Source organism: Candidatus Cloacimonadota bacterium, assembly GCA_020532085.1.
GTDB lineage: Bacteria > Cloacimonadota > Cloacimonadia > Cloacimonadales > Cloacimonadaceae > Syntrophosphaera.
On sequence record JAJBAV010000044.1, the window covers coordinates 1 to 17,031 of the forward strand.

Here is a 17,031-nt window from a genome sequence, read left to right on the forward strand (position 1 = left end):
TCACTTGATGATGTGCAGAAAGCTCTGAGTGAAAGTTACTCGTACTTGGACAAGAATAAAGAGATGGTCTCAAAACTGACCAATTTCAAATGGCTAAATTTGGATATATGAAAGCGAAATGGTATCAGAGGGTGTCGATACAGACTGCATCTGTAGCGGCACCGCCTGGGCTGGGGCTTGGGGGATGTATATGTGTGTGACCAACTCTCCTGACGAGGGGTTTCGTTCCCACCCCACGGCATCGCTTCGCTCCTCCGCGGGGACCCCGGTCAATCCACAACCTCGCTATAGTTCTGTCGCCCTCCGGGCTTTACTCACCCGGTTTGGGAGAGAGCCTGCGTTTTTCTCGATCCCAGCCATTCCACCTCACAAACTCGCTTCGCTTGTTCGCGAGGACCCGGCGCTGGAAACAAAAAAACCTGGTTTCCCAGGCAAAAAAAATGGCTCCGGAAGAGGGATTCGAACCCCCGACCTAGTGGTTAACAGCCACCCGCTCTACCGCTGAGCTATTCCGGAACGCATCGTAAGGGGCAAAATCCTTGGAAGGGGAATTCTGTCAATGAAAATTCTCTGCGGAGGGGCGGGAAGCGGCTTTGGTTTTACCAACCGAGGCGGGTACAGCTCCGGTCAAGACCCCGATGGCAGATTCAGGCAGAAGCTCTGAAGATGATCCCAAACCCATCCGGGTTCTTCAGCGCAAAGGGCGTGTCCGCGCCCGGAATGAGTTTCCACACGGCAGTTCGGGATCATCCTGCCCAACGCCAGTTGCTGCCTGACAGGTATCACCCTGTCCTTCAATCCGATCAGCAGCAACACCGGCAGGTCTATCCAAGCCAGACGCTCCACCCCTGCGATCCTGTTGGCTGGGGAAAGATACTCGGCCAGGGTTTCCGGACCGACTTGCATGGCTTCATCCACCACCTTCTCCAGATCCTCAGCCGCGGGCTTATGGGACGAAACAGAACGCAATCCGATCCTCAGAAGCCACCTATTGCCCGCCATATGCTTTCCCAGCTTGGTGAACGCGATGTTGCCCAAGGGCCCCAGACCGGTGACCGGAGAGATCAAAACCAGCCCCTGCAGCAGTTCCGGATGCCGCAAAGCCAGCTGCAATCCCACTCCACCGCCCATGGAAAGGCCTGTGTAAGTAACCTTTCCAAAGCCCTTTTTGCGAATCATTGAGGCGATGTCATCCGCCATCTGGACAAAGTTGCAGCCTGTTTTCACGCCGTTGGAAGAACCGTGACCCCGAAAATCCGGGGCCAGGGCGTGCCAGTCCTCCGGCAGACGGGGAAAGTAGAAATCCCGCCAAATGTTTGAAGAGATCAGGGTGCCATGGCCAAAAACCACATGGAGAGGCCCTGAACCTTGCTCCAGATAATGCAGGCTGACGCCATTGATATCCATGAACGGCATGATTTCACACCTCAATTGAGCCTGTTGGCCAACATCCTGTTATCAAACAATTCTACTGCCTTAACCGAGGAACCTCTCGGTCAAGCCAGAGGGGGTAGCAACCAACCGTATTGGGCGGAGAGCCATTCCCGCACTCGATTGAAAAACAGGCCTTTGAGTTCCGCCCAGGCGGGCCGGTCCAGTTCTCCGGTCCATTCGTCCATGAAGGTCTTTTTGAACTCGATGGCCAGGCAGATGAGCCGGTCCGGATAGCGGTCATTGAGCCAGCGGGACATGTATCCGCCGTTAAACTTCACATCCTGCCGGCAATCCAGCGCCTTGCCCCGGTAGGCTTGGCCGTTCAGCCTCTGGCAGAGGGCCTCAGCCGCCGGATGGTGCTTAGGCAGCAGGTTGCTCCTGCCGATGATGATATCCGGGTTGGTCTCCTGGGGGTCGGGCTCAGCGTTGGGTCCGCCGCGGCGGTGGTTGAAGCTGTGCAGGTCCAGCACCACGATAAAGGGGTGGAGTTCCAGCAGCCGGTCGATCTGGTATTGGAGCAAACTGTACCAGGAGGCGTAATCCCCGCGCAGCCTGGCCAGAAGGGGTTCCGGAACCGGTCGCGCGCGGGCCGGCAGGCCCCAGCAATCCTCAGGCGAGAGATAGACCGCCTTTTCCGGGCCGCGGTTCAGGTCGATGGCGAAGCGGGAGCTTTCAACAATGATGTGGTTGGGGAAAAGCGCAGCGATCTCGCCAGTGCAAGGATCTTCCTCGCGGAGGCGGTCAGCCTCGCTGATGCCGCTGAGCGCCAGCAGTTCCGGTGGCAGGTGATGACCGTTGTGGATGGCCGTGGCCAGCAGCGGCAGAGCGCTGTTGCCAAGCGTTAGGGAAGATCTCAGCACCGGTTCAGTTGCTGCCTCTTGGGCTTCCGGCGTCGATGCCGAAAGGCTCATCCGAGCGGTGGTCCACCAGCTTGGATTCCACCTTGAAACCTTGTTCCGGAGCGGCGTCCTTCTTGAAGGTGTTCAGCAGCGTGACGGCCTGGTTCTCGGTCCAGGGGAAGTTGAAATGGTAGCCCTGTTCCCAGTAGGTGTAATCGGAAGGCAGGTCCGACCAGTTCGCCTGCACGCGGGTGTTGGTGAAAGCCTTGTAATAGCCTGTGTTGTAAAGCACGCCGTTGCCGGGAATGGTGATGTCATCCATGGTTTGGTCGGCAAGGCCATGGTTCACATAGAGGGGATGCAGGTCGTGATGGCCGGTGTTGCGCATTTTCAGGAAGAAGAGATCCTCAGCGGTGATCAGATAGGTGGTGTAGGAATTTCCGCTGATATCGCGGGTGCGTGACCATTCCACCACCAGGCCGATCTGCTCGTTGCTGGAGCTTCTGCCGTGGGTTTCAGCCTCGTAATGGTAGCTTTGGTCATCCCGGGCGATCTCGAAAGTGATCCTTTCCCCGGGGGCGATCACGGCCGAGCCGTAGCCGTCCACTTCCACGCGGATATCGGTGTAGAGCATGTTTTCAAACTTGGCCAGAAAGGGTGTGTCCACCACATGGATGTGGCACGAGGCCAGCAACAGCAACGCCGGCAGACAGAGCAGCAAAAGTTTTTTCATCTGGGACTCCTTGGCGGCGTGTGATCCGGCTTGATGCCAGCCGGAGGTATCCAGCCGCTCAGTTATTATACACGGCAACGGGGTAAATCCTGTATCTGATTTTCAGTTTTATCAGCTGTATTTGCCCAGGTAGGCGGCGGCCGTTTCTTTGGCCAGATTCCTGATCCTGCCGATGTAGGCGGCGCGTTCGGTTACGCTGATCACGCCGCGGGCGTCCAGCAGATTGAAGGTGTGGGAACAGCGCAGAAGATTGTCGTAGGCGGGATGGACCAGCTTTCTCTCCAGTAGTTCCCGGCATTCCTTTTCGTAGTCCGCGAAGAGGTCGAAGAGCAGGGCGGTGTTGGCCGCGCTGAAGTTGTATTCGGAGTATTCCCGCTCCCGGGCAAAATAGTAATCCCCATAGAGCAGAGTGTCGTTCCAGCGCAGTTGACGGTAGTCGTCCACGTTCTGGATGTACATGGCCAGGCGTTCCAGGCCGTAGGTGAGCTCAACGCTCACGGGGAAGCAGTCGATGCCCGCAACTTGTTGGAAATAGGTGAATTGGCTTATCTCCATGCCATCCAGCCAGACCTCCCAGCCCAGACCCCAAGCGCCCAGGGTGGGTGATTCCCAGTCGTCTTCCACGAAGCGGATGTCGTGTTTGGCGATCTCGACGCCGATGGCCTCCAAGCTTCGCAGGTAAAGGTTTTGAATGTCGTCCGGACTGGGTTTGATGATCACCTGGAATTGGTAATAATGCTGCAGGCGGTTGGGGTTTTCGCCATAGCGGCCGTCCTTGGGCCGGCGGCAGGGCTGGGCGTAAGCCACGGAAGAGGGTTTGGGGCCCAAAGCGCCGAAAAAGGTGGCGGGATGGAAGGTACCGGCCCCCATCTCGATGTCGTAAGGCTGCATCAGGCTGCAGCCCTGGCCCGCCCAGTAAGTTTGCAGGGTGAGGATGATGTCCTGAAAGTTCATTTGCCATCCCCCCGCAGCTGGCGGCAGGCGGACCTGATCTCATCCAGTGAGGAACGCAGGCCGCGCAGAAGCTGCTTCATTTCGCCGGCGGTCCCGGGCTCCGGGATCTGAACCCTCGGGGCGGGAAGAGCCGCACGCGAGCTGCGGCGCTCCTCTTTCAGCTTCTGGCGCGCGCCTTCAATGGTGTAGCGCTGGTTGTGCAGCATGTCCTGGATCCTGCGCAGCAGCTCGATGTTTTCCTGGGAATACTTGCGGATGCGGCCTTCCTCCCGGCGCGGGCGCAGAAAGCTGAATTCGCTTTCCCAGTAGCGGATCACATAAGGTTTTTCGCCCAGCAGGTTGCTAACCTCGCCGATGGTGTAAAAGTATTTTTTCATGGGGTGCCTCTCGGTTTTCTGATCCTGGCGGTCAGGGCCAAAATGGCCGCGAGCGCCACAAAGAGGAAGGGGTAACGGTGAATTTTACGGATGAGGGGGATCCGGGGTGTGGTATAGAGTGGCGCGGTGATGGTGGTCACCTCGTTCAGCCCGGTTTTGGCCAGGATCCTGCCCTTGGGGTCCACCACCAGCGAGATGCCGGTGTTGGCGCTGCGGTAGATCTGGATCCGGTTTTCCACCGCGCGGAAACGGGTCATCATCGCGTGCAGCCAGAGGCCGTAGGAATTGCCAAACCAGGCGTCGTTGGTGATGTTGGCCAGATAGTCGCATTTGGCGAATCCGCCATTCAAGGTATCCCGCGGCATGGCCATGCGGTGGAAGATCTCCGGAAAAGCCAGCTCATAGCAGATGGAAGGTGAAAAGGTATGGCCGCCGCTTTCGTAGGTGACCAGTTTGGTGCCGAATTCCCAGTTCGCCTGGCCGAGGTTCACGTTCCACAACATGGGGAAAAGATGCAGCCAGAGCATGCGTTCGCCCACCGGGACGAGGATGTTCTTGAAATAGAGTTCATTATCGAAATCATTGCGCTGGAAGAGCGAGGCGGCGTTGTAACTGCGGGTTCCCACAGGGTGGGCGGGGTCGTGAACATAGTGTTGGAAACCGGTGAAAACATCCACCCGGGCGGTGTCCACAATGGCGCGCAGGTCTCTCCGCGCCTGGGAAACGCGGTCCAGATCGCCGATCATGGCCCCTTCCGGCCAGATCACCAAACGGGCTGAATCCGCGGCCGCTTTCAGGGTGAGGTCGCGAAAAACGGCCAATGACGCTTCATATTGCTCCGGCTCCCATTTCAGCACCTGCGGAATGGAAGGCTGCAGCACGTGGATGCCGGCCTCGTGACGTTCCAGCTCCAGATTGGCCTGGCAATGCCAGCCATAGCCGATCCAGACGCCAAAGATCAGCAGCAGCGCTGCCAGATACCAAAGCCGCTTCTTTCCGAAAGCTTCCAACTGTTCAGAGCCGGATCCACCCCGGCCTCCCAGCCATTTTGGCAGGCTGGGCCAGAGTTGGTGCAGCAGCAGGTTGACGCAGATGATGAGGGCGGAGAGGCCTACAACCCCGATCAGGTCCGCCGCCTGGATGAGGAGGCCGTAATCCGCCAGGGAATAGCCCTGGTTGAACCAGGGGAAGCGGGTTTCGCCGAAATTCTGGACGTACTCGAAAGTGATGAGGATGCTCAGGAAGCCCAGCCAGCGCCAGCGCGGCAGGGTTCTGTAGATCCGGTTGATGCCGTAAAACACCAGATAATAAATAAATATGTAAACCAGCATCACTCCCAGGATGGCGCCGGGGTTCACATACACCAGCCAGTAATACACGATGGCGCAATAGGCCACGGACATAATGAAGCCCATGCGCAGCAGGTCGCGGGAACTGGCCCGGCCGCGTTCGAAAACCCGCAGCAGCGGCAGCCAGGCGAAAAACACCAGCCAGCCCAGATGCAGCGGCAAACGCGACAGCGCCAGCAGCAGCGCGCTTAGCAGCGTCAGCAGCAGGTCATTGCGTTTCACCGCCACTCCTTCCGTAAACCAGTCTGTCCAGCCAGATCTCATTCTCCCACAATACGGTAACCAGATCGCCCTGCACCGTTATGGACAGAGGGGGCGCGAGAACGCTGTGTGGACCGTCCCCCCGATAACAGCCAAACATATTGCCCACCCGGTCCAGGGCCTGGAACAGCTTCACTCCAAGCTCCAACTGCCCCAGCAGCGTAAAGACCTGAGTGCTCTCCCTGTCCCGGTTTTGCGCCCAGAGCCAGTCCTTGTTGCAGTCAAGGTTCTGCGGTTGGTCCAGCTCAAAACGCCCGAAGCGGTTGAATTCCCTGCCGTCGAGGGGGGAATAGCAGATGATCTCGGAGGGGGCGGCGTCGTAAACGAAGAGCGTGCCGTCCGGCGCCACGCAGAAAAGTTCCGGTTGGCTGAGGGTTTCGAGGCTGAATTCGGAAACGAACATCCCCTCGGAGCTGAATTTGCGGAGCAGTTTCCTGGCCCCGTCAAGGGCCAGCAAACCACCGTCGGCATCCACGCCGATGTCGCTGAGGCGCTGGAAGTTGCTTCGCTCAAAGCCGATTCCGCCGAGGCTGTTCACCCGCAGCCCGTCCACGAAAATGTCGATCTCCTGGCTGGAGCGGTCGTAGGCAAAGACGGTTTTGCCCCGCGCGTCGCTCACCGCCTTGGTGTAGAGGCGCGCAACGGGAAATTCCGCCACTCTTTCCCGGTGGCTCTCCAGCTCCGGCCTGGCGGTCCTGCTTTCGGCGCAGCCCGCCGTCAGCATGGCAAAAAGGATGAACAGGGACAGGATCGCGACTGCGCGGGACACGGCAACTCCCTATTTCAGCAGATGGATGTCGCGCAACTTGCCCTGGATGCTGGTTTTGTTGCCAAAGCGGTTGTATTCCAGGGTGTAGGCGATATCCAGCCGCGCGTTCTTTTTCAGCAGGCTGAGGTGGTCACCGAGGTTGTAGCCGATCAGGTCCAGCACCACACCGTCCTTGACCACCTTCAGTTTCAGGTGGTTGCGGCCCACGGTGTAGGGATAGCTGGCCACCAGCACGCCGCGCGTAACCAGCAGCGGACGGTGGTTTTCCGGGCCGAAGGGCGCGAAACGCTCGATCCAGTCCAGCAGAAAGTTGCTGATGTCGTAAAGTTCGATCTCACGGTCGATCTCCAGAGGCAGGTTGATCTGGCTGATCTGCAAATGCTCCGAGACATAGCGGGCAAGTTCGTTTTCAAAGCGGTCGATGTATTCCTGGAGGATGGTGAAGCCCACGGCGTATTTGTGGCCGCCGAAGCTGTGCAGATTGTGGCCGATGGCCCGCAGGGCGCTGAAGAGGTCAAAATCCGCCACACTGCGTCCGGAGCCGCTGCCGAAGCCTTCCTTGAAGGAGATCATCACCACCGGGCGGGAGTACTTTTCCACCAGCTTGGAGGCCACGATGCCGATCACGCCTGGATGCCAGTCGTCGGAGGAGATCACGATGCAGGGCGCGGTGTTGATGTCTTTGTATTTCTTTTCGATGATGTCGCAGGCTTCATGGAAGGTTTTCTGGTCCTCCTGCTGGCGCAGGGAATTCTGCTGTTCAATGATCTCGGCCAGTTCCAGGCTGCGCTCCTTGTCCCGCGAGATCAGCAGTTCCACCGCCACGGAAGCCGAGCCCATCCTGCCCGCGGCGTTGATCCGCGGCGCGATGCCGAACACGATGTCCGAGGCGTCCATGGTCTTGGTGTTCAGGCCGGAGATCTGCACCAAAGCGTTGAGGCCCAGGTTTTTCTTGTCCACCAGGTGCTGGAGGCCAATGTGGGCGAAAACGCGGTTCTCGCCGATGAGGGGAACGATGTCCGCGATGGTGCCCAAGGCCACGAGGTCCATGTATTTCACCGTGTTTTCGTCGGTTTCGATGCCCCGGCGGCTGTAGATGGCCATCAGCAGTTTGTAGGCCACGCCAACTCCGGCCAGATGGGCAAAGGGATAGGGGCAGTCCGGAAGCTTGGGATTGATGATGGCAAAGGCCTGGGGCAGCTCTTCCTTGGGATTGTGGTGATCGGTGATGATGATCTCCATCCCGCGGGCGTTAATGGCTTCGATCTCGTCGAGGGCATTCACGCCGCAATCCACGCTGATGATCAGCCCGGTGCCGCTTTCCTTGATCTGGTCGAGACTGCCCAGGGAAAGGCCGTAGCCGTCGATCATGCGGTGCGGGATGTAGAAATCGATCAGCGCGCCCAAACGCTGTAAACCCAGATAGAGCAAGGTGGTGGCGGTGGTTCCGTCCACGTCGTAATCCCCGTAGATGGTGATCCTTTCACCCCGGTCGATCGCGCTCAGGATGCGGTCCACGGCCTTGCCCATGTCCGGAAAGAGAAAAGGATCATGCTGATGACCCAGCTGGGGTTGGAAGAAATCCTCGATCTGATCCGGCGTGTCAAGCCCTTTGCGGAAAAGAAGCTCGGCCACCAGCCGCGGACACTTCAGCCGCTCTGTGAGGGCCTTGATCTGCTGCCGTTGCTCTGGGGAAAACTCCCCCTGCAGCAGCCATTCCTTCTGCATATAGCCACCTTTATCTTAATCTGTTGCCTGCCTATTGTTTAAGCCTCGTTTGTTCAAGCTCAGGATTGAGAAATCCAGCCCACCGGAACGCCAATTAAGGAGTTCCGGAATACTTGGCGCAACTTTGAGCGGGAGTTCAATCTTGTAAAGGAAAAAGTTAGGCTCTCTTTCAAACCGGGTGGGTAAAGCCCGTGAGGGCGACAGAATGATAGCGAGGGTGTGGAGGCGCGGCTTCAGCCGCGACGGAACCCATCGTACACCGTGAACATCAAAGCTGATTTCCAAAGCCACCACTCCACTCCGAAACGCGGTGCGTTTCGGAGTGGAGTGGTGGCTATTTTCATTGATCATCGTTCTGCCGTGCAACGAGGGGCTTACGCGCCCTCGCTATCTTTCTGTCGCCCTCCGGGCTTCTTACTGAGAGCTCCTCTAACCACTTGCTTGGGAAAGAGAACCAAAAGGTCTTCCCCCGCCTGCCCCTTCATCTGTTCCTCAAGGCCCGCTTGACCGGCTTTACCGCGCCTCCCGCGTAATTCCCGCATCAGAGGCGGGGATCATGCGGGGGACAGGCGCCAAGGCTGGCAGCGGGGCTTTGGGGCAGATCGGCCCAAGATAAAACCCCGCCGCAGCGGGGTGAGATCAAAGTCTTGTTATTGTATCACTTAAGATGCCGGCGCAAATCCACAAAGGGCAACGGAACCGGCCGCTTGGGTCCGGGGAGAACCTGCGCGGGCAGTTCATCCTGTTCCGCGATCACGTAAAAGAAGTTGCGGGCGGCATCGCCCAAAGCGCCCAAAGTAAGAGCTTCGGTGGTGTCGAACAATCCCCAGTATTGTTGATCGACAGCTGGATCGTCCGAGGAGTAAACATGGTAGCGGTCGGCGCCATCAACAACCGTCCAGTGCAGTTCCGGGCCTTCAGAACCGCTCAGAATGCTAAGTTCCGGCGCGGTCAGGCCTCCTCCGGCTGTCTGAACCTCCACCCGCAACATAAAAACTCCTGTGTTGGCCAAATCGATCCAGTCAGCGTCGATATGGAAGTAACAATTTCCAGGATAGCTGCGCGAAACATCATGCGCAAAGCCGTTGGTGGCGTTGATGCCGCTGTACACGATGAAGAAATAGTGGCTGTCCAGCTCCAGATCGGGCGTGGAGATCTCGATCCACTGCTCCGCCAGCACGGTTTGGGGCTGCGGGGCCAGGATCTGGACCAGGTTGCTTGGCCAGGGATCGTTGGTGGAATAGATCTCCAGATTGACCGTATCGTCCAGCCTGAAAGCGGCGGTCACCTTGTTGATCTGCAACTGCTCAGGCTGGCCCCAGAGCGGATTTTCATAGAGCACGCCCAGTTTCCATTCGCAGTCATTCCAGCCGGCCCAGCCGGTTTGGCCCAGGCTGTCGTAGTAGAGCCAGACGGGGTCGTTCACCCAGAAAGTGTAACCCTGGGAATAGGTGAGATTGTTGAGGAAGTCTGACGCCACCAACACGTAGGATATCTCTGTTCCAAGCTGTTGGGCCGGGATCTCCGCCATCCAATTGCCCCCGCCCAGATCGGTCCCGCCCGCCCAGATCGGTCCCGCCCTGCCAGATCCAGTCCCCGGCCTGGTTGATCTGGTAGTACGCACCCAGGTAAGCAACCCCGGCCTGGTCTTCCACATAGGCGTAGAGGGCGCAGGGGATATCGCTTCGCAGGGTGTTGAGCATTGGATAATGCGATATTGTCGGACCGGTGATGTCGTTCCCGGCGACCTGGAGCATCACGTTGTCCACGTACCATTCGTGGCTCTGGCTTTGCACCCGGAAGGCAAGATAGACCTCGCTTCCGGCCCAGTCGTTCAGAATCACGCTCTTCTGGTCCCAGAAATCGTAACCGTCTGTGTCGGTCCAGACTTGGACGTAATCGCCATCATCGGGATCCGGAGAACCTTCCGACAGCCACACGCTGTTGGGGGCCCCATACACGTCATAGAGGGTGTTCTTGCCCCAGAAAGAAAACTCGATCGCGCTCTCCGCCGGCAATTGCAGCAGCGGTGAGACCAGCCAGCCATCCTGGACGGGCTGGTCCAGGCAATACCAGTGGCAGGCGGAATTCACGCCCCCGTCGCTGCAGGCCTCCCATGAAGCCAGAAACCAGGAACCGTCCACTCCGTCGAGATCGTAAGAAGACCACAGCGAGGGCGGAAATTCGGAAAACTCGAAGTTTTCGCACCAGGGAAAGCCGCCGATCCCTTCGTATTGGCTGATCTGAACATCATCCAGATACCACTCGTGGGCGTTTTCAACGCCGTCGAAGTACAGAAAGGCGATGTATATGGTCTGGTATGCCCAAGGGGAAAGGTCGAATTCGTAGTGATACCAATCATCACCGAGCGGGACCGGGTTGTAGGTCAAATCTACGAACTGACCATCATCAGGATCGCTGGAACCTGTTGAAACCAGTACAACATTGCCACCCCAATATCCAAGGTTCATATTCAGGGCCCTGAAGGACAGGGAATATCCCAGCCCAGGAACTTGGATCGCCGGCGATATCAAGTAGTCCTCCTCATAATCAATAATGTTGCCGTCGCCGGCCAGATGCATGGCGGAGCACAATCCGTCAGGGCTGTGGTTCTGGTTCGTGTTCCAGGACCAGCACAGGCCACTGCCGTCGGAATCATCGTAAAACCAATAGTAAGGCGGAAAGATCCCGCTTTCGAAATTCTCCAGCCAGGGAAACTCGTGTATTCCCGAATGCTCTTCGATGCGGACATCGTCCAGATACCAGCTGTGAGCAGCGGTGCCCACATAGCGGAAGGCGATGTGGATGGTCTGGTTTAGATAGGGACTGAGATCCACCTGGTTGAAATGCCAGTTCTCGGCCACCGTAAACGGCGTCCAGATGCCGGAGTAATTGCCCGTGTCGGGGTCCGGTGTGGTGGTGGAGACCAGCACCTGGTTGTAGTTCACATTGTTCTGGTAAAGCTGGGGATCCGCGTTGTAAGACCAAAAAGACAGGGTCCAGCCCCCGGTGGCGGGGATGACCACGTTCGGGATCACCAGCCAGCCGTCATCTCCATCCAGGGGATCTCCGGCCAGATGCATCAAGGAGAACGTACCCGGATCGGTATGATTGTAGGTGGTGTTGGCGCTCCAACTGGCGCTAATCCCGCTCTGCTCGTATACCAGCCATTCATTGGGCGGGAAGGGAGTCCCTTCAAAATCTTGGAAATAGGGAAAAGTGGTTATGGACCTGCCAAGCTCTGTTTGGGGTTGCAAACCCGCCAGCAGCGCGCACATGATAAGTAACGCTCCGAGGACAAGCATCTTTCTGCTCATCGTTCCTCCATAAAATAGTGTCTTGATCTCGCTCCCAAATTGAAAGCCAGTGCGTCCGGAGAGCTCAGTTGGCCGCACTGATTTTAAAAAACCTGAAGGGTTCCGCGACGATAAATTCCCAAAACACGATGCCGTCGCCAGGATCGTTGTCGTAGGCCTTTTCCGGCAGCAACAGGTATTCGCCTCCGGGGTCGGAAGCCGCGTAAATATTGTAAAAAGTGGCGTTGTCCACCTCATTCCACTGCAGGCGGAGTTGGTTCACGCCGCGCAGGATCACGAGTTCCTGAGGCGGGCTCACCGGGGCGCCATTGCCGATGGTGATGAAGCGGCCTGCCTGGTATGGCTCGTAAACCACGGCCTGCCAGACGCCGAACGAGTTTGTGTCGGTGTCCCTGTTTTCCATCGCGTAGTCGTCATAAAAGTAGCCGTTGTAGGCCCACCAGGCCACCCCCACATCCGAGACCAGGTAGAAGGCCACGCAGCTTTCGCTGGATCCGTCCGCCATCAGCAGATACTGGTCCTGGTCGCTTTGGATGTAAAAATAGCTGTTGCTGAGGGTGCCGTAATTGGCCAGGTCGCCGTGGCAGTAAACGCTCAGATAATTGCCGGGCCCGTTGCTGATCGTGCCGCGGTTGATCAGTTTTTCCTGGACGAACAGGCCGTGGGCCGCGCTGGGGGAGTTGCTCAGAATACCTTCATTGACCAGATTGTCGAACTGGCAGCTGTTGCTCACCCAGATGCTGCCGCGCACAATGATGTCCTCGCCCTGAATGTTGGCCAGGATGGGGTTGTTTGCGCCCTCCACCACGCTGAAGCCGTTGGTGTCCAGGCTGGCGCTGTTGATGCTCCCGCCCTCCAGGTAAAGGTCGTGGCAATCCCGGCCCTGGTGCATGATCACCGTTCTGCCGTTGAGGAAGATCGCGCTGCCGGCAAAGCTGAGATCCGACAGCAGCTGGAAACTGCCGCAGTCTGCGGCGGCCAGGATGTTGTCGCAGCCAATGGGTGAGGCGGTTTCGGACTGCCAGAGCTGGTGTTGGTTCGTGCCTTCCCAGGCGATCTCGTTGTTGTCGATCAGCCCCTGATCGAAGAGGTTGCCCCTCAGAGTCAGATATAGCAGGTTGGCGTCTGGCTTGTTCCTGATTGTGCCGTGGTTCTCCAGTTTTTCGTTCACACAGGCCCGACGGTAGCCGCCGTCGTTTTGCATGATGCCCAGGTTGACCAGCCTTTCCACCACCACGTTCGTGCTCAGCTGCACCACCCCTTGGAAGACGATCTCGTCGATGTTCAGATTGTTCAGGGAGGCCCCTCCGTCCAGGCTGAGGCTGGCGCCACTGCCTCCTTCCAGATTCGCAGCGCCCAGGTAGCCGCCGTTGAGCGAAATGCCGAAACCCTCGCCCTAGTGGTGCATGATCAGGTTGGTGTTGTTCAGGCTGAGATTGCAGGCGGCGAAGCTGAGGTCGGAAAGCAACTGCAGGTCGCTGTCCGCGGCAGCGTAAAAATTGGAGCAGGAGATCGGACCCGCCTCAGTACTTTGCCAGAGGGTGTGCGTTCCGGCGCCCTGGATGTAGAAATACATGTTGCCGATCTGCCCGTGGTCGAAGAGGTTTCCGTAGAGGTAAATGGTCAGATAGTGGCTGGGATTTGCGATGCTGCCGTGATTGCTGAGGTCGCCGCCAATGTACAAAGTTCGGTACATCTCCTCGTTGCGCAGTTGGCAGCCCTCCGATATATAGAGGTCGTGGCACTGGGAGTTGTTGGTAACCTTCACCGGGCCGTTGATCCAGACGTTGTCGTCCGGCCCCGGAACCTGCCCTTCCACCCAGGTGGCCGTTTGGTTCCAGGATCCCCCAGCCGCGGTGGAATGGATGTCCAGAGCGCTCAGGCACGCAAGCGCGGATAACAGGACGACAAACAGGGTGTATAGCTTCATCATAACCTCCATGCATTGATCCTTAGGTGGTGAACGTGGAAATATTACCACATTTTGGGTTAAACTTGCTTAAAAAGCGGAGGCTGTCAAGTGCTATCTCGCGCGAAAATGCCACCGCCAGGCCCGTTACCGGTGTCCGATTTGCCCCAATTTGCCCAAACTGGAGGATTTTCCCTGTGGACACAATTCCACAGCAGGGAAAAAGAAGGCTCTCTTCCCAACCAAGTGGGTACAGCCCGTGAGGGCGACAGAATGACAGCGAGGGTGTGGAGGCGCGGCTTCAGCCACGACGGAACCCCTCGTACACCGTGACCATCAAAGCTGATTTTCCAGGCCACCACCCCACCCCGTCACCCCGCCAACAAACCCCCTTCCTGTCAATTGGTGTAATTCGTGGACAAACCCGTCCCCACTGCCACAGCCTCCAGAAAAGCCGCGTTGTCCTCCGCGCAGCTCACAGTCACCCGCAGGTGGTTTTTCAAGCGCCGGTGCAACCCCACATCCCGGACCGCTATCTCCCTGTCCTGCAGATACGAGAACAACCCGGACGTTCCCTCCCCCGCCGAGAAAGTGAGGAAATTGGTGGCCGAGGGATGCACTGTCAATCCGGGTATCTCCCTCATTTTCAGATACATGGCAGACCGGGCGGATTTGATCTCCTTCACCTGGTTCAGGAAAATCTCTTTGTTCTCCAGAATGGTGAGCGCGAAGGCTTGGTTGAGGATGCTGGTGTGGAAGGTGGTGAGCACTTTGCGGAGGCTGTAAATGTTTTCCCCGGAAGAAATCGCGTAGCCAAAGCGCAGGCCGGCCCCGGAAAAGGCTTTGGAGAATGAGCGAACCAGGATGAGGTTCGGATGGCGCTCCAGTTCTCCGGCGAAGGTGGCTCCGGAAAACTCGAAATAGGTTTCGTCGATCAGCACCGGCTTGTCCGGCAGAGCTTCCACAATGTTTCTCAGCTGTTCGGGGGCGTAGAGGTTGCCGCTGGGATTGTTGGGATTGCACAGAATGGCCAGACGACAGTCCGGACGCGAGGCCAGCTTCAGATAGGCCTCCGTGTCGAAGCTGAAGTCCGCGTTGAGTTCCACGAACCTGATCCCCAGCCCCACCATGCCGCAAAAGGTCTTGTAGTCAAAATATGACGGCGCCAGGCTCACCGCGAAGGACGCGTCATTTTCCCGCGCGGCCAGGAAGATGTGATACAAAATGTCGTCCGCGCCGTTGCCCCAGAGCAGATTGCCCCTCTCCAATCCGAAACCCGCGTAGTCAGCCAGTTTGGAGTGCAGCTCTTCCGTAACGTCGGAAAGATAACGGTTCAGGTGAACACCCTCCATCCGCGCCAGAAACTTCTCTTTGATGGCCTGATAGGGGTCCAGGCAACTCTCGTTCAAACACATCATCCGGCGCTTCACAGGAACATTGATCAGGGACGGCACCTTATCGGCCAGATCGGCACGGAATAATCCTGGCATCACGAACTCCTTCATTGTTTTGGGCAGCCCTTCAATCTACTCCCCATATCTAATATAGCCGGGGGTGAGACGGAAACAAACCCCGGCTCCGGAGCGAGGAGAAGAGTGGCCCAGCGAATTTTCGCTGGCCCAATTTTTTGTTACCCACTATAAATGGGACGTCCTGCTGTCTGGCTGGGATTTTCCGATCAGATCCGGCAGGCCCCGCCCTTATCATACTTCCCGTTCACTTCCCCTCGACTTCCGCCTGACTTCCCGTCCGGGCAAGGGGAACTCAGGCGGAGGCGTACAAGAGGCTAATGGGCTGGGGCTAAGGGCGGAACGAGCCGGAAATGCCAGCCTGGATAAAGCATAAAGTGATTAATTTCGGTTTATTATGGCCCCGAATGATAATCCCAAAAAAATCCAGTTCGCGTTTCCCTAGCCCAACTCCCAGTGTGAGGCCCCGACCCATCGGCAAAATTCCGCTTGACAAATATTCGCCTTGGGTCAAACGTTCGAACAAGATGGCTGAAGCGGATGGCACAATTTCCCGCTTGGCCTCAAAATACGCTTTGGGAGAGGATCATGCCCAAGATAAGAATATGGCTTTGGCTGGCTTTGCTGTGCTGCACGCTGCCTTTATGGGCGGAAGGAGACCGGGATTTTGGCGACCACCAAGAGATCTGGGTTGACTCGGAGGAGAAATTTCTGGCGGCGGTGGCGCCGAACACCACCATCCATTTGCATTCACAGCTGCTTGATGCTCTCATTTTCACTGCCGAGCACTGGGACATCAATACGGAATACGCCAATTTCGCATATGTTTTCGACGGTGTTCAGCTGGTGATCCAGAACCTGCACAATTTCTCCATCATCGGCGACCCGGACGCCCGCTCGCGGATCCTGGCCCAACCGCGCTACGCGAATGTGCTCACTTTCAAGAATTGCGAGGAAATCACCCTGCTGAACCTCGACTGCGGCCACGCGGACGAGGGCTACTGCACAGGCGGTGTGTTGGCCTTTGAAAACTGCCACGGGATCCGGATCGAAAACTGCGACCTCTGGGGCTGCGGCACCGAGGGGATCACGCTCACCGAATCGTCCTGGCTGAGCTGCGCGGACACCACCATCCGGGATTGCAGCTATTCCATCCTCTCGCTCTACGACAGCTACGGCGCCGAATTCCGCAATTGCGTGATGCGCAACAACCGCGAATTCAGCCTGCTGAACGTTTACAACTGCCGGGAAGTGAGCTTCGCCAACTGCGTGATCTACGACAACAGCGCGGCTGACGACTTTGGCCACGGCTATCTGCTATACTCCAGCGCGTCCGTCATCAATTTCAGCGAATGCGCCATCTTCAACAACAACGTCAATGAACTGCTGAACACCCAGGACGGGGTCAGTTTCCAGCATTGCACCATATTTGGCAACCAGCCCCAAAGCTATGTGCCGGGCTACGATGAAGGCCGGGCGGAGGACAGCGACCCGGACGAGGAGTATTATTACGAAGAGTGGTAGGCGTTAAGCAGATCGATAGGGTGACAGAGCCATAAAGATAAGGGGTTCTCTTACAAACTGAGTGGGTACGGGTATTCCAACCAGAAATAAGCCCTGAGGGCGACAGAAAGATAGCGAGGGCGCGTAAGCCTCTCATAGCGGGACAGAACGATGATCAATGAAAATTGCCACCACCCCGCCCCCAGAATCGCACGCGTTTCGGGGGGCGGGGTGGTGGCTTGGAAAATCAGGTTTGATCTGTAAGGCTCATGTTCAATTAGAGTGGGTAAGTCCATCCATAAGGTACCCACAGCGTTGCAGAACTTTGAGCCTAAAGTAATCAAAGTCCTTGTAACCGTATGCTCTTTTCAGTAGGGTTTTGATTACGT

The 17,031-nt window shown here is 57.4% G+C and carries 14 protein-coding genes and 1 tRNA gene; 1 reads left to right on the top strand and 14 read right to left on the bottom strand.

Annotated elements, in window-relative coordinates; translation table 11 throughout:
- Positions 1-441: 441 nt before the first annotated feature.
- The 14 genes from LHW45_09790 to LHW45_09855 form a co-directional block, all read right to left on the bottom strand.
- Positions 442-516, bottom strand: a tRNA-Asn gene (locus LHW45_09790).
- A 111-nt stretch (positions 517-627) separates the two neighbouring features.
- The gene (locus tag LHW45_09795) at positions 628-1,416 is read right to left on the bottom strand and encodes an alpha/beta hydrolase (GenBank protein ID MCB5285862.1); all 789 of its coding nucleotides are present in this window, start codon (positions 1,414-1,416) and stop codon (positions 628-630) included.
- An 80-nt stretch (positions 1,417-1,496) separates the two neighbouring features.
- On the bottom strand, positions 1,497-2,294 hold the full coding sequence (locus LHW45_09800; protein MCB5285863.1) for an N-formylglutamate amidohydrolase: 798 nt from the start codon (positions 2,292-2,294) through the stop codon (positions 1,497-1,499).
- Positions 2,295-2,298: 4 nt separating this feature from the next.
- A complete protein-coding gene (locus tag LHW45_09805; GenBank protein ID MCB5285864.1) occupies positions 2,299-3,006 on the bottom strand; it encodes a hypothetical protein in 708 nt (235 codons plus the stop codon).
- 111 nt (positions 3,007-3,117) lie between these two features.
- The gene (locus LHW45_09810; GenBank protein MCB5285865.1) at positions 3,118-3,960 is read right to left on the bottom strand and encodes a glycine--tRNA ligase subunit alpha; all 843 of its coding nucleotides are present in this window, start codon (positions 3,958-3,960) and stop codon (positions 3,118-3,120) included.
- Entirely contained in the window at positions 3,957-4,337 is a 381-nt protein-coding gene (locus LHW45_09815) for a MerR family transcriptional regulator (protein ID MCB5285866.1), read from the bottom strand. The genes LHW45_09810 and LHW45_09815 overlap by 4 nt, the downstream gene beginning before the upstream one ends.
- A complete protein-coding gene (gene lnt, locus LHW45_09820; protein MCB5285867.1) occupies positions 4,334-5,908 on the bottom strand; it encodes an apolipoprotein N-acyltransferase in 1,575 nt (524 codons plus the stop codon). The genes LHW45_09815 and lnt overlap by 4 nt, the downstream gene beginning before the upstream one ends.
- Positions 5,895-6,716: a hypothetical protein gene (locus tag LHW45_09825; protein ID MCB5285868.1), complete on the bottom strand. Its 822-nt coding sequence runs from the start codon at positions 6,714-6,716 to the stop codon at positions 5,895-5,897. Before LHW45_09825 ends, lnt begins: the two co-directional genes overlap by 14 nt.
- A 9-nt stretch (positions 6,717-6,725) precedes the next feature.
- Positions 6,726-8,444, bottom strand: coding sequence for a single-stranded-DNA-specific exonuclease RecJ (recJ, locus tag LHW45_09830; protein MCB5285869.1), 1,719 nt, complete (start codon positions 8,442-8,444; stop codon positions 6,726-6,728).
- Between the two features lie 658 nt (positions 8,445-9,102).
- A complete protein-coding gene (locus tag LHW45_09835; GenBank protein MCB5285870.1) occupies positions 9,103-9,924 on the bottom strand; it encodes a hypothetical protein in 822 nt (273 codons plus the stop codon).
- Positions 9,806-11,761: a choice-of-anchor J domain-containing protein gene (locus LHW45_09840; protein MCB5285871.1), complete on the bottom strand. Its 1,956-nt coding sequence runs from the start codon at positions 11,759-11,761 to the stop codon at positions 9,806-9,808. Before LHW45_09840 ends, LHW45_09835 begins: the two co-directional genes overlap by 119 nt.
- Before the next feature lie 64 nt (positions 11,762-11,825).
- Complete coding sequence (locus tag LHW45_09845) at positions 11,826-13,016, bottom strand: hypothetical protein (protein ID MCB5285872.1); 1,191 nt, start codon at positions 13,014-13,016, stop codon at positions 11,826-11,828.
- A gap of 141 nt (positions 13,017-13,157) precedes the next feature.
- Positions 13,158-13,691: a hypothetical protein gene (locus LHW45_09850; protein ID MCB5285873.1), complete on the bottom strand. Its 534-nt coding sequence runs from the start codon at positions 13,689-13,691 to the stop codon at positions 13,158-13,160.
- A gap of 377 nt (positions 13,692-14,068) precedes the next feature.
- Complete coding sequence (locus tag LHW45_09855; GenBank protein MCB5285874.1) at positions 14,069-15,160, bottom strand: histidinol-phosphate aminotransferase family protein; 1,092 nt, start codon at positions 15,158-15,160, stop codon at positions 14,069-14,071.
- 567 nt (positions 15,161-15,727) lie between these two features.
- Here LHW45_09855 and LHW45_09860 point away from each other — a divergent pair.
- On the top strand, positions 15,728-16,663 hold the full coding sequence (locus LHW45_09860) for a right-handed parallel beta-helix repeat-containing protein (protein ID MCB5285875.1): 936 nt from the start codon (positions 15,728-15,730) through the stop codon (positions 16,661-16,663).
- Positions 16,664-17,031: the final 368 nt, after the last annotated feature.